Raw genomic sequence first — 12,683 nt, forward strand, 5'->3', positions numbered from 1 at the left:
CGCCGCGCTACTATTCGATCTCGTCGTCACCGGCTGTGGCAGGTAGCTCGAAGTGCAGCGTGACCGTGGGTGTCGTCGAAGGTGTCGCGACCTCGGGACACGGCATCTACAAAGGGGTCTGCTCGAACTATCTCTCGGGCCGGCGCGCAGGTGACGTGGTTCATGCCACCGTCCGTGAAACCAAAGCGGGCTTCCGCCTGCCGGATAATGCATCGACGCCGATCATCATGATCGGACCAGGCACCGGGCTGGCACCGTTCCGCGGCTTCCTGCAAGAGCGGGCGGCGATGAAAGCCAAAGGCCAGTCGCTTGGCGCATCCATGTTGTTTTTCGGCTGCCGGCATCCCGAGCAGGATTTCCTTTATGCCGATGAACTCAAAGATTTTGCGGAGCAGGGGCTCACCGAGCTGCATGTTGCTTTCTCTCGCGCGAGCACGCCGAAGAGTTATGTGCAGGACATGATCGCGGCGCAGAAGGACAAGGTCTGGAAACTGATCGAGGGCGGTGCGGTGATTTACGTTTGCGGCGACGGCGGCAAGATGGAGCCGGACGTCAAGGCCGCACTGGTGGCGATCTATCGCGAGCGCAAGGGCGCCGACGCGGAGGCGGGATTGCGCTGGATCGAGGAAATGGGCACCAGCAATCGCTATGTGCTGGATGTGTGGGCGGGGGGATAGCGACGAAGCGCTTTACCCGGCCACACGGCGTGGTTAGAAGTCCGCCATGCAGCCGATCCTCTTCCTGTTTCCCTCCTATCAGCCGACGGTGCTGTTTTGCGAATTGCTGGAACGATTCCGGCAGATCGACCCATCTCCTATTGTCGTTGTCGATGATGGAAGCGGGCCGGCCTACGACGAACTGTTTCGGCGCGCCGCTCGCGTATCCGACACCGTCGTTCTGAAGAACGCCGTCAATCTCGGCAAGGGCGCTGCGCTCAAGCATGGCATCAACCATATCCTGGTGAACTACCCCGATTGCATCGGGGTTGTTACCGCCGACGCCGACGGGCAGCACGCGGTAGAGGACATCCTGAAGGTCGCGAACGAACTTCGATCGCTGCCGGGCGAGGCTATTTTCGGTTCGCGCAGTTTCAAGCGCGACGTTCCCTTCCGCAGCAAGATCGGCAACATCATCTCGCGCTATGTTTACCGTTTCCTGATCGGCCTCAATTTGTCGGACACCCAGACCGGATTGCGCGGAATCCCGCGGCGGCTCGGCGAACTGAGTTTGGGCATTCGCGCCAACCGTTATGAATTCGAAACCGAGCAGCTGATCATCCTGACCAACGAGCGCATCGGATTTCGGGAAATACCGATCCAGACCATCTACATCGACGACAACAGGGAATCCCATTTCCGGCCGCTGTACGATTCCCTGAAGATCTATTTTGTCCTGCTGCGTTACGCGCTGGCCAGCGTGGCCGCTGCCGCGACCGACCTGGTGACGTTCTGGATCATCTTTGGATCGACCCAGCAAATCCTGCTGTCGAACATGTCGGCGCGAATGATTTCGCTGTGGGTGCAGCTGGCCCTGCTGCAGAGTTTCGTTTTCCGGAGAAAGATCAGCGTCAGGATTTTTGTCGAGTACATCGGGCTCGTGCTGGTGTCCGGCCTGCTATCCAGCGCCCTGCAGATTCAGTTGCTGCAGCTTGTCAATGTGCCGCTTCTGACCAAGATCGTGGCAGATACCCTGGTGTTTCTGTTCAATTTCCTCTTCATCCGGGATTTCATTTTCCGGCGCTGGAACGAAGCCGCCACCGAGGACTAGGGACGCGCATCCGATACCAGCAACGTCATGCCCATGCCTTCGACCACTTTCCGGTAGCCACGCGCCTTGGTCTGCGCGGCTATGAAATCCAGAATCGTCGGATGGGTCAGGTGAGGCGGATACAGGATGCCGGTGCAGCCGGCCGATTCACCGATCTGCTGCGCCAGTTGATCGGGTAGTGGATCGGCGACATGGAAGAACCGGATCTGGGGCAGAAATTTCTGAAACCCCGCGATCGTGGTGATATAGGCGTCGACGCTGAAGACCGTGCAACCGCGAACCAGCAGTTTCTCCACGTTCTGATTGATCTCGATTCCAAACCCCCGGATCATCTGCTCGTGGGCGAACCGTTGCTTCAGTTTCTCGTCACTGAGTGCCAGCGGTAGCGTCAGAACGACACAGAGCACGGCCACGCCGGCCGCGACGGCGAGATCCCGAACGTGCCACGGCCGCTCGCCCGTGGCGCCCCGTGCCGTTGCCAATCGGCGCGCCACCGCAAAGAGCGGAATGAACGCGGTGATCAGCAGGAGTCCCAGCGCATTGCGCAGGTCGTAGCTGGCGGTGTTGGCCCACAACCACAGTCCTGCCCCCAGCGGCACCGCGAGCCATCGTACCCGCGGCAGGAACGGGCTCAGCGCAAGGCCGGCGACAAGCAGAATGCGAAACGGCAGCGTGAAGTTCGAATTGAGCAGGTTGGCGGCCCGGGAAAGCCTCTCGGACAACTCCGTCACCGGGTAGTGCGGCATCCCCCGGAACGCGAGATGCCCATAATTGATGGCATAGGTGGCGACGAAAATCGCGACCACGCCGATCGCGGCGGCGATGAACCTGTTTCGCTCGGTGCCCCCGAGATATCTGGCGGCATCGGTACAGGTCGCGATCAGGAGCGCGATCGCCACCAGGCCGTGCATCGGTTTCGTCGCCGCGGCGATGGCGAGAAGACACAGCGACAGCAGCGCCGTGGCGATCTTCCGTCTGTCGAAACCGCCTTCGGGAGCGTTGGTGAGAAACAGCGCGGTGCCGCCAAGTGCAAAAATCGCGGCGATCCAGTCCGGAAAACCCTCCTGCAGGGTAGATCGGATCCATGGCTCGCGAATTTCAGCCACGAACCAGACGAACACGAAGAGCAGGGACACCGCATAGCGCCAGCTCAGCCGGCCCAGCATGGTTACCACCAGGACGATGGGGACGATGATGAGAACGATATAGGTATAAAAGGCAAAATACTGTTCGGCTGAGCCGGTGAAGATGTAGGTGGCCGCCCAGGTGGTCGGAATGAATTGCGGATAACCCATGGAGCGGACCGGAAACAATCCGTCCGACCAGATCCGCGCCCAGATGTTCCAGTTCACCGGGTCGCTGTTCTGGAAGATGTTGGGAACGCCGTGTTTCCAGATGTTGAAATAGGTGAAGCCGAGCACGACGAGGCTGCCGACCATCCATTTCACGTCGGATAACAGCAGGATGGATGCGCCTTGCCGTGCCGTCGCTTCCGGCGCGGCAACTTTCCTCGCCATCATGAAGATCAGGGCCGCGATCAGCACGGCTAGGACGATACGATAGGTCGCGAGCGGATCGAGATGGAACAGGGCGATCAGCGTCACCAGAGCATGGTTCGCCACCAGGCTGCCCAGGAAGATGGTGAGCCAGCGCTGCGGAAAACCCGGAATATCGAACGCGCGGACAAGCACCAGTCCCGGCAACACGAATACGAAGAAGATCGCCAGCAAGCCATTGATGTAGATGGGGGCGAAGCCAAGAAATCCTGTCATGCCGGGAGCAAATCCTTAAGGCGCAGCTTGATGGGAGCTGTCGTCCCGGCGATAACCGCGGACGAAAATAGCGCGGCCTTACGCCGCCTTCGCCACCGCGCCGTGCGCATGCTTGTCGATCGCGTCGATGATCTCAGGCCACATCGGAATCGGTATCGCGTGGCCCATGCCCTCGATCATCAGGAGCTTGGCGCCCGGGATCGAGGCCGCGGTGTCCTTGCCGCCCTCGGGACGCACCAGCGGATCGACGGTGCCGTGAATCACCAGCGTCGGCGCCTTGACGGCATGCAGCCGATGCTTGCGGCTGCCCGAGGCCAGGATGGCGCGCAGCTGGCGGCCGACGCCGTTGGGATTGAGGCCGCGCTCGAAGGTGCGTTCGGCGCGTTCGAGGTCCTTGGCTTCATCGAGCGGGAAATGGCCGACGCGCAGCACCTTCCAGGTCTGGGCGAAGCGCGTGAGATACTCCTCCTTGGTGGTCGGGGGCGGCGCCATCAGCATCGCCGCCGCCTCGCGGGTCGGCGGCGGCACCTTCGGATTGCCCGTCGTCGACATGATCGAGGTGAGCGAGCGCACCCGCTGCGGAAACGAGATCGCGATTTCCTGGGCGATCATGCCGCCCATGGAGGCGCCGACGATGTGCGCCGACTTGATGCCGAGCGCGTCCATCAGCCCGGTGGTGTCCTCGGCCATGTCTCGGATCTTGTACGGCGCGGCCACCGGAATCTTCAGGAACCGGAGCTTCAGCAGTTCGACCAGGGTCAGGCGCTGGCCGCCGCTCAGCCGGCCGGACTTGCCGATGTCGCGATTGTCGAAGCGGATGACGCGAAATCCGCGGGCCGCGAGTTCACGGCAGAACTCGTCGTCCCACAGGATCATCTGCGCGCCGAGCCCCATGATCAGCAGCATCGGCTCCGCGCCGGCGTCGCCGAAGATCTCGTAACAAATGTCGATGCCGTTGGCCCGCGCGATCTGCGGCGGCTGATGGGTTGACGAATTCACGTATTGGGCTCCCTCGAATGGCAAGCGACTGGGAACTCTATGGCACGGTTTTTCGCGCCGCAGAAGGCTCCGGTGCGGCAGGGAGCCTGACAAATCGCACCCCGCGATCAAATCGACGCCGGCGATCAAATTGACGCCGGCGATGTTGACCGTCCCGTCGCAACAGTGTGGTATGAGCCAAAAGGCGGGGCTCAAAAGCCCTCGTGGTCACGCTGGAGGGCGCCGATGGCAGACAAGAGCAACGATCCGGTCGCGATGTGGCAGAACATGATCGGCGAGATGGAGAAGGGTTTCAACTCCTTCGCCAATCAGGCCATGGCGTCGCCGGAATTTTCCAAGGTCGTCAATCAGGTCGGCGGGGTTTCGGCGGGCGCGCAGAAGCAGCTCGGCGACCTCATGGAGAAATACCTCGTCGGCATGAACCTGCCGAGCCGGGCGCAGATGGTCGGGGTGGCTGAGCGGCTGCAATCGATCGAAGGCCAGCTCAACGAGATCAAGGCGATGCTGAACGCGATGAACAGCAACGCCGCCGCGTCCGTTGGTGGAATGGCCGGCGCCCCAAAACCGCCGCGCACCAAACGTCCGCCGTCGGCGGGCGGAGAGCCAAAATGAACGCCCCCGCGGGCCTCGATCTGGCGTCGATTCCGGACCGGATCCAGTCCGAGGTGCAGCGCGCGATCCAGCGCAGCATCAAGGGCGTCGAATATATCGCCTCATCCGGCCCGTCGCTGGGGTCGACGCCGAAGGACATCCTGGCGGTCCGCGGCACCATGAACCTCTATCACTACCGCCCCATCGCGGATGAAATCTACCGCGTGCCGATCCTGATCGTGATGGCGACCACCAATCGCGGCTACATCCTCGACATGGTGCCGGGCCAGAGTTTTATCGAGTTTCTGCTCAAGCGCGGCTACGACGTCTACATGCTGGACTGGACCGCGCCGAAGCCGGAAGAAAAAAGCCTGCGGATGGAGGATTACGTCCTCGACTTCATCCCGGACTGCATCCGCCGCGTGCAGCAGGATTCCGGCGAGACCGACGTTACCGTGATCGGTTACTGCTTCGGCGGCGTGCTGTCGCTGCTGTACGGCTCGATCTTCAACGAAGGGCCGATGAAGAACCTGATCTGCTTCACCACGCCGATCGATTTTCGCGAGATGAAGCTGTTCTCGAATTTCTCGGACCGCCGCTATTTCGACGTCGACCGGCTGGTCGACAGCATCGGCAACGTGCCGCCCGAAATGATCCTGTCCTCGTTCGAGATGCTGCGGCCGGCCTCGCGCGCCGCCAGCCAGGTGCAGTTGTGGGAAAACATCTGGAACGACGAATACGTCAAGGCTTACCGGATGATGGATCGCTGGGGCACCGACACCTTGCCGCTGGCCGGCGAGTATTTCCGCACCATCACCAAGGATCTGATGTGGGACAACAGACTGTTCAACGACACCATGTCGGTCGGCGGCCGCAAGGCGGATATTGCAAACATCAAGGTACCGATCCTGCACGCGGTGGCCGAGCACGATCACATCGTGCCCTATGATGCGGCCAGGCATCTGATCCCGAAGGTCGGCTCGACCGACAAGGAAGAGGTGATTCTGAAAGGCGGCCATGTCAGCGTCGTCGCCGGCGCCAACGCCATCAAGCGGCTGTGGCCGAAACTCGATTCATGGTTATGCGAGAGATCGATATGAGCAGCGAGACCAGAACCTATCCGCGCCGCGTGCAGACCGAAGCCGGCGAGATCGAATTCCGCCTGATGTCGCCGGCCGACGAGGCCGCCGTGCTCGACTTCGCGCAAAAACTGCCGGTGCATGATCTGCTGTTCCTGCCGCGCAACATCAGCGAGCCCAAGGTGCTCTCGGCCTGGGTCAAGGAGATCGAACGCGGCGCCATCACCAGCATCCTGGCGGTGCAGGCGGGCAGGGTGGTCGGATGCGGCACCCTGGTGCGCGATCCCTGGTCGTGGTCGCCGCATGTCGGCGAAATCCGCAACGTGGTGTCCGCTGACGTCCGCGGGCAGGGGGTCGGCCGGGCGCTGTCGCAGGAGACGTTCGCTCTGGCTTTGGGAGCCGGCCTCGAAAAGCTGGTGGTGCAGATGACCGTCGATCAGTCCGGCGCCATCGCGATCTTCGAGGGCCTCGGCTTCAAGGCCGAGGCGCTGCTGCGCGACCATGTGAAGGACAAGGACGGCCGCAACCACGATATCGTGGTGCTCGGGCACAATGTGGCGCAGGTCCGGGCCCAGCTGGAAGCCTATGGGCTGCCGGGGGCTGTGCAGCACTAAAGCGTTTTCGAGCGAAGTGGATACCGGTTCGCGTGAAGAAAACGCGTCAAAACAAAGAGCTGAGCCTGATTTAGTCAGGCTCAGGGCAGCCTGGCGCCGATTATGCGGGCAATTTGCCCATTCATCACGCTGATCACGAATTCGTGATGTCGCATTGCACCATTGATGTTGCGACGCACCATTAACCGTGTCATAAAGAGATTGCCCCGGGCCAATCCGGACGGGGTGAGCCCATAGCTCAAACCTGAGGATGGAGAAACCCCAATGACCACCGAAACCAATTCCGTGCTGAACACCGTCAAGGAAGCCTTCGCGCCCGTCACCGAGGCGTTCACCAAGCTCCAGAACATGGAAGTTCCGGAAGCCGCCCGTGAGTTCGTGAAGAAGCAGACCGAGACCGCCAAGGTTCGCGCCGCCGACATCCATGCCGGCACCGAGAAGGTGACCGCCGCGATCGAGACCGCCGTTGCCGGTTCGGTCACCGAGGCCGCCAAGATCAGCCGCAATATCCAGGACGCGCTCTACCAGGACGCCGAGGCGTTTTTCGCCGGCATCGAGAAGCTGGCTTCCGCCAAGTCGTTCAACGAAGCGGTCCAGATCCAGTCCGACATGGTCCGCGCGCGCGGCGAAGTGTTCGTGTCGCGGGCGAAGGCCTCGAGCGAATATCTGGGCAAGCTCGTCGCTGACGGCGCCAAGACCGCTCAGGACAACTTCTCCAAGGTCTACACCAAGACCGCCTGATCGCGTTTCGACCGACAGTTGCTCAATTTGAAGGCCCGCTTAGGCGGGCCTTCTTTTTGGGCGGTACGCGCTGCCGTCATCCTGAGGTGCTCGCCGTCTTCGGCGAGCCTCGAAGGATGGCTGCGAACACCGGTGCCTGCAGCCATCCTTCGAGGCTTGCTTCAACGGCGCAGTTGCGCCGTTGAAGCACGCACCTCAGGATGACGGCGGAGTGTGTAGTGCCTATGTGTAGAACAGGGCCTTTCCGAAAGCCGCCATGACCTCCACCGCCACCTTCTCCTTCGACTCCCCTGGCGATGCCGCCCGCGCGGCCGAGTTGCGGCGGGTCAAGGCGCTGGCGACGCTGGTGCTGGCGGGTACGCTGGCGCTGTTCGTGACGGCGAAGGCGTTGCTGCATGTGCATCCCGCGTTCGGCTTCGTCGCGGCGTTCGCGGAGGCTGCCACCATCGGCGGGCTGGCCGACTGGTACGCCGTGGTGGCGCTGTTCAAAAGGCCGCTGGGCCTGCCGATCCCGCACACCGCGATCATCCAGAGCAACCAGCACCGCATCGCCGACAAGCTCGGCGAATTCATCGAGGTGCATTTTCTCGAAGCTGCCCCCGTCGAGGCCAAGCTGCGCCAGATCGATTTCGGCTCCTTCGTCGCCGACTGGCTGCGCGACCGCAAGCGCAGCGACGATCTCGCCCGCTTCGCGCTGCGGCTGCTGCCGGAAGCGTTGTCGGCGACGGAAACCTCCGGGCTGATGAGTTTCATCACCCGCCGCATCACCACCCAGCTGCAGGAAATCGATCTGGCCCCGCTTGCCGCCGGCACGCTGCGCGGCTTCGTGCAGGAGGGACGGCATCAGGGCCTGCTCGACGATATCCTGCGCGTGGTGCATCAGTCGCTGACCCAGGCCGAAACCATGGCCGTGATCCGCGAGAAAATCCGCGGCGAATTGCCGACGCTCCTGAAACTCTATCGTGCCGACAAGTTTCTGGTGAACCGGATCGTGGCGTCCGCCACCACGTTTTTCGAGGAAGTGAAAAACGATCCGAAGCATCCATTCCGCGATGAGTTCAACCGCATGCTGCTGTCCTTCGTCGACCGGCTCGGCAGCGACCAGGCGTTCGCCGACCGCATCGACGGATTGAAGCGCGATCTGCTGGCGCGCCCCGAACTCGGCGACCTCGCGCGCAACATCTGGGCGAATACGCGATCCTTCATCGAGCGCAGCGCCTCCGGCGAGACCCAGGTGCTGCAGCAGCATCTGGCCGGGATGTTCGTGAAGGCCGGCGAGACGCTGGCGGCCGATGCCGAGCTGCGCGCCGAGATCAACCAGGGCCTCGTCGCGGTGCTCCGAAGTTTCATCGCCGATCAGAAGAGCGGCGTGTCGAGCTTCATCTCCGATCAGGTCAAGAGCTGGGATATGGGCCAGTTGATCGCGCTGATCGAAATCAACATCGGCAAGGACCTGCAGTACATCCGCTTCAACGGTTCGTTGATCGGCGGGCTCGCCGGATTGGCGCTCTACACCGTGGAATTACTGGTTCGGATGCTGTGACTAAATCATCACTCCGTTCCTTTTAAGTGTGACGACCTATTGTCCCAAGGCGGGGCAGCCGCTTGAATGACGGAATCAAGGCCATAGCTTGATTCAAGTGATGTTGCGTTGCGGAACGATTTGACGAGCTTTGCGTCTTCCTATGGTCGATAGGCCGGCTGCCAGATTCAAAAGGGGCCGGCTCAGAGAGGAGCGATGATGTCCGCGACTACCCAGACGCTGCGCGCGCCGTCCAAAACCCTGATGTTCATGGAGGGGCGCGCTCTTCATGAGTTTGGCGCCTTTCTTGGAGCCCTGCCGCTGCTCAGTCTCGCCCCCAGGGGAGACGGGCATCCGGTGCTGGTACTGCCCGGGCTGGTTGCTTCGGACACGTCGACGCGGCCGCTGCGCAGCTTCCTGAAGGGCCGCGGCTACGCCGTCAGCGGCTGGCGGCAAGGCCGCAATCTCGGTCTGCGCCATGGCGTGCAGCACGCGATGGTCGACCTGGTGCATGAACTCAACGACACCCATGGCCGCAAGATCAGCCTGGTCGGCTGGAGCCTGGGTGGCCTCTACGCACGTCAACTCGCCAAGATGATGCCGGACCGCGTGCGCTCGGTGATCACGCTGGGCAGCCCGTTCGCCAGCGGCCCGAAGGCCACCAACGCCTGGCGGGTCTACGAGATGGCGAGCGGCCGCAGCGCCGAGGAGGAAGACCACCGCTTCGGCGGATCGCTCTCGGAAACGCCGCCGGTGCCGACCACCGCGATCTTCAGCCGCACTGACGGCATCTGCGCGTGGCAGGGCTGCATGGAAAAGACCTCGGCGATGTCCGAAAGCATCGAGGTCGAAAGCAGCCATTGCGGCATGGGCCATCACCCCGCCGTGGTCTACGCCGTGGCCGAGCGTCTCGCCCAGGCCGAAGGCACGTGGGCGCCGTTCCAGCGCAACGGCTGGCGCAGCATGGTCTATCCGGATCCCCATAGGTAACGTCTGGCTTTTTCGCTTCCTCATGGTGAGGAGCGCGTCCGGAAGCGCTTTTGCGCTGGCCGGTGCGCGTCTCGAACCATCTGGCACAAAGCCTGCTGCCATCCTTCGAGACGCCGCGCGAAGTGCGCGCGGCTCCTCAGGATGAGGTGGGCATTTCATATGCAGGCTCGCATCGTGAGGCCGGCGTTGTCGCTTTGCAAAAAACGCGGTAAGCCTTGCGCATGCCGCAGCCGCTTGCCCGCATCATCGAACAGCTGAAGCGCGAACCCTCGCGCACCGGCTCTATCGTCATCACGGTGTTCGGCGATGCCATCGTGCCGCGCGGCGGCTCGGTCTGGCTCGGCACGCTGCTTGAATTCTTCAAGGCGATCGACATCGACAGCGGCGTGGTGCGCACCGCGATGTCGCGGCTCGCCGCCGACGGCTGGCTCGAGCGCGACAAGGTCGGCCGCAACAGCTTTTATCGGCTGGCCGGGAAGGGCCGGCAGACCTTCGATGCCGCGACAAGGCACATCTATGATCCGCAACCTTCCGAATGGACCGGGCGCTTCGAACTGCTGCTGATCGGCAACGGCGAAGACCGCGACGCCGCCCGCGAGGCGCTGAAGAATGCCGGTTTCGGCAACCCGCTGCCGGGCGTGTGGGTAGCGCCGTCAGGCGTGCCGATCCCGGAGGAAGCCGCCTCCGCAATTCGGCTGGAAGTGTTCGCCGAGGATGACAGCGGCCGCCGCCTGCTCAGCGAAAGCTGGCCGCTGCATCGCACCGCCGACGCCTATCTGAAGTTCATGAAGACCTTCGAGCCGCTGCGGGCCTGGGTCGGCCGCCGTGACCGCCTGTCGGAAATCGACGCCTTCACCGCGCGGATCCTGCTGATCCATCATTACCGGCGGGTGGTGCTGCGCGACCCGCTATTGCCGACGGCGCTGCTGCCGGCGGATTGGCCGGGGCGGGCCGCCCGAAAACTCTGCGGCGAGATCTATCGCGGGGTGCTTCCCGCGTCGGAACAATGGCTTGACCGCAACGCAACCAATCCGGCCGGGCCGCTGCCGGCGGCCGGCCAGGAACTGGCGCGCCGGTTCGGCCCGTCCTAATTGTGTTACAGGAATGTATTGAGTTTCCCGTATTCTGATATATGTTAGAAGCGTTCCAGGGAGATCGGCATGTATACGCAGGCGCTCAACACGTCCGATGCGGATGACCGCCATATCGAGGACGCCGCGCGCGCCGCCGCGTTCCAGGCGCGTATCGATGCCGAAGAGCGCATCGAGCCGAATGACTGGATGCCCGCGGCCTATCGCAAGACGCTGACGCGGCAGATTTCGCAGCACGCCCATTCCGAGATCGTCGGCATGCTGCCCGAGGGCAACTGGATCACCCGCGCGCCGTCGCTGCGCCGCAAGGCCGCGCTGCTCGCCAAGGTGCAGGATGAGTGTGGCCACGGGCTCTATCTCTATGCCGCGGCCGAAACGCTCGGCGCCTCGCGCGAGGAACTGGTCGACCTGATGCTTTCAGGCAAGGCGAAATATTCCTCGATCTTCAACTATCCGACCCTGACCTGGGCCGACATCGGCGTGATCGGCTGGCTGGTCGATGGCGCCGCGATCATGAACCAGATTCCGCTGTGCCGCTGTTCCTACGGTCCCTACGCGCGCGCCATGATCCGGGTCTGCAAGGAGGAATCCTTTCACCAGCGCCAGGGCTACGAGATCATGGTGACGCTGGCGCGTGGCACCGAGGAGCAGAAGGCGATGGCGCAGGACGCGCTGAACCGCTGGTGGTGGCCGGTGCTGATGATGTTCGGGCCGCCCGACCAGGCCAGTCAGCACAGCGACACCTCCACCAGGTGGAAGATCAAGCGCTTCTCCAATGACGAGCTGCGCCAGAAGTTCGTCGATGCCACCGTGCCGCAAGCGCAGTATCTCGGCCTGACCATTCCCGATCCCGGCATGAAACAGAATGAAGCCGGACACTGGGAATACAGCGCGATCGACTGGGACGAATTCAAGCAGGTGCTGGCCGGCAACGGTCCCTGCAACCGCGACCGGATGGCGGCGCGCCGCAAGGCGCATGATGAGGGCGCCTGGGTGCGCGAGGCCGCAGAGGCCTATGCCGAAAAACGCAGGCACCGGCAAGTGGCGCAAGCTGCCGAATAGGATCGAGGGAACCGTCATGGCCACGCCGAACACACCGCTTTGGGAAGTCTTCATTCGCAGCCGCAACGGACTTGCGCACAAGCATGTCGGCTCGCTGCATGCCTCCGACGCGACCATGGCGCTGCAGAACGCGCGCGACCTCTACACCCGCCGCGGCGAGGGGCTGTCGATCTGGGTGGTGCCGTCGAACGCGATCACCGCGTCTGATCCCGCCGAAAAGGGCATGATGTTCGAGCCGGCGGAGTCCAAGATTTACCGGCATCCGACGTTTTATGAGGTGCCGGATGAAGTCGGGCATATGTGAGACGCTAAAGGCGAAGCGTCGCGCAACAAACACAGCCCTCATCCTGAGGAGCCCCGCACCCTTTGCGGGGCGTCTCGAAGGATGGCGGCAGGCACTGTACTCGCGGCCATCCTTCGAGACGCGCGTCCAAGAGGGACGCGCTCCTCAGGAT

At 62.8% G+C, this 12,683-nt stretch carries 12 protein-coding genes and 1 pseudogene; 11 read left to right on the top strand and 2 right to left on the bottom strand.

The features are described from left to right. Positions 1-677 (top strand): annotated as a pseudogene (locus Q7T45_RS17615) (NADPH--cytochrome reductase); the annotation flags it as partial. 46 nt (positions 678-723) lie between these two features. After that, positions 724-1,767, top strand: coding sequence for a glycosyltransferase (locus tag Q7T45_RS17620; protein ID WP_304872275.1), 1,044 nt, complete (start codon positions 724-726; stop codon positions 1,765-1,767). On the opposite strand, the gene Q7T45_RS17625 is transcribed toward Q7T45_RS17620, so the two are convergent. Further along, complete coding sequence (locus tag Q7T45_RS17625; protein WP_304872276.1) at positions 1,764-3,539, bottom strand: hypothetical protein; 1,776 nt, start codon at positions 3,537-3,539, stop codon at positions 1,764-1,766. The two genes, Q7T45_RS17620 and Q7T45_RS17625, sit on opposite strands and share 4 nt — an antisense overlap. Before the next feature lie 78 nt (positions 3,540-3,617). Then, positions 3,618-4,538: an alpha/beta fold hydrolase gene (locus tag Q7T45_RS17630; protein WP_304872277.1), complete on the bottom strand. Its 921-nt coding sequence runs from the start codon at positions 4,536-4,538 to the stop codon at positions 3,618-3,620. Positions 4,539-4,763: 225 nt separating this feature from the next. Here Q7T45_RS17630 and Q7T45_RS17635 point away from each other — a divergent pair, with 225 nt between their 5' ends. The 9 genes from Q7T45_RS17635 to paaB all read left to right on the top strand — a co-directional run bounded on the left by Q7T45_RS17635 (position 4,764) and on the right by paaB (position 12,532). Then, positions 4,764-5,150: a hypothetical protein gene (locus Q7T45_RS17635; RefSeq protein WP_304872279.1), complete on the top strand. Its 387-nt coding sequence runs from the start codon at positions 4,764-4,766 to the stop codon at positions 5,148-5,150. Next, positions 5,147-6,229 carry an alpha/beta fold hydrolase gene (locus tag Q7T45_RS17640; protein ID WP_304872280.1) on the top strand — a complete coding sequence of 361 codons (1,083 nt, stop codon included), beginning with the start codon at positions 5,147-5,149 and terminating at the stop codon, positions 6,227-6,229. The genes Q7T45_RS17635 and Q7T45_RS17640 overlap by 4 nt, the downstream gene beginning before the upstream one ends. Beyond that, positions 6,226-6,822, top strand: a complete 597-nt coding sequence (locus tag Q7T45_RS17645; protein ID WP_304872281.1) for a GNAT family N-acetyltransferase — start codon at positions 6,226-6,228, stop codon at positions 6,820-6,822. Before Q7T45_RS17640 ends, Q7T45_RS17645 begins: the two co-directional genes overlap by 4 nt. Before the next feature lie 264 nt (positions 6,823-7,086). After that, the gene (locus Q7T45_RS17650; protein WP_304872283.1) at positions 7,087-7,563 is read left to right on the top strand and encodes a phasin; all 477 of its coding nucleotides are present in this window, start codon (positions 7,087-7,089) and stop codon (positions 7,561-7,563) included. A gap of 256 nt (positions 7,564-7,819) precedes the next feature. Continuing rightward, on the top strand, positions 7,820-9,106 hold the full coding sequence (locus Q7T45_RS17655) for a DUF445 domain-containing protein (protein ID WP_304872284.1): 1,287 nt from the start codon (positions 7,820-7,822) through the stop codon (positions 9,104-9,106). Positions 9,107-9,304: 198 nt separating this feature from the next. Next, a complete protein-coding gene (locus tag Q7T45_RS17660) occupies positions 9,305-10,075 on the top strand; it encodes a triacylglycerol lipase (RefSeq protein ID WP_304872286.1) in 771 nt (256 codons plus the stop codon). A gap of 221 nt (positions 10,076-10,296) precedes the next feature. Continuing rightward, on the top strand, positions 10,297-11,166 hold the full coding sequence (gene paaX, locus Q7T45_RS17665; protein WP_304872287.1) for a phenylacetic acid degradation operon negative regulatory protein PaaX: 870 nt from the start codon (positions 10,297-10,299) through the stop codon (positions 11,164-11,166). 69 nt (positions 11,167-11,235) lie between these two features. Then, the gene (gene paaA, locus Q7T45_RS17670; RefSeq protein ID WP_304872289.1) at positions 11,236-12,228 is read left to right on the top strand and encodes a 1,2-phenylacetyl-CoA epoxidase subunit PaaA; all 993 of its coding nucleotides are present in this window, start codon (positions 11,236-11,238) and stop codon (positions 12,226-12,228) included. Positions 12,229-12,244: 16 nt separating this feature from the next. Next, a complete protein-coding gene (gene paaB, locus Q7T45_RS17675) occupies positions 12,245-12,532 on the top strand; it encodes a 1,2-phenylacetyl-CoA epoxidase subunit PaaB (RefSeq protein ID WP_304872290.1) in 288 nt (95 codons plus the stop codon). Positions 12,533-12,683 lie beyond the last annotated feature (151 nt).

The sequence above is a fragment of the Bradyrhizobium sp. genome (genome assembly GCF_030646015.1).
Taxonomy (GTDB): Bacteria; Pseudomonadota; Alphaproteobacteria; order Rhizobiales; family Xanthobacteraceae; genus Bradyrhizobium.

Coding starts and splice junctions, on each gene's coding strand:
- Q7T45_RS17635 (WP_304872279.1), top strand. CDS start 4,764: ATGGCAGACAAGAGCAACGATCCGGTCGCGATGTGGCAGAACATGATC.
- Q7T45_RS17645 (WP_304872281.1), top strand. CDS start 6,226: ATGAGCAGCGAGACCAGAACCTATCCGCGCCGCGTGCAGACCGAAGCC.
- Q7T45_RS17625 (WP_304872276.1), bottom strand. CDS start 3,539: ATGACAGGATTTCTTGGCTTCGCCCCCATCTACATCAATGGCTTGCTG.
- Q7T45_RS17660 (WP_304872286.1), top strand. CDS start 9,305: ATGTCCGCGACTACCCAGACGCTGCGCGCGCCGTCCAAAACCCTGATG.
- paaA (WP_304872289.1), top strand. CDS start 11,236: ATGTATACGCAGGCGCTCAACACGTCCGATGCGGATGACCGCCATATC.
- Q7T45_RS17650 (WP_304872283.1), top strand. CDS start 7,087: ATGACCACCGAAACCAATTCCGTGCTGAACACCGTCAAGGAAGCCTTC.
- Q7T45_RS17655 (WP_304872284.1), top strand. CDS start 7,820: ATGACCTCCACCGCCACCTTCTCCTTCGACTCCCCTGGCGATGCCGCC.
- Q7T45_RS17640 (WP_304872280.1), top strand. CDS start 5,147: ATGAACGCCCCCGCGGGCCTCGATCTGGCGTCGATTCCGGACCGGATC.
- Q7T45_RS17620 (WP_304872275.1), top strand. CDS start 724: ATGCAGCCGATCCTCTTCCTGTTTCCCTCCTATCAGCCGACGGTGCTG.
- paaX (WP_304872287.1), top strand. CDS start 10,297: ATGCCGCAGCCGCTTGCCCGCATCATCGAACAGCTGAAGCGCGAACCC.
- paaB (WP_304872290.1), top strand. CDS start 12,245: ATGGCCACGCCGAACACACCGCTTTGGGAAGTCTTCATTCGCAGCCGC.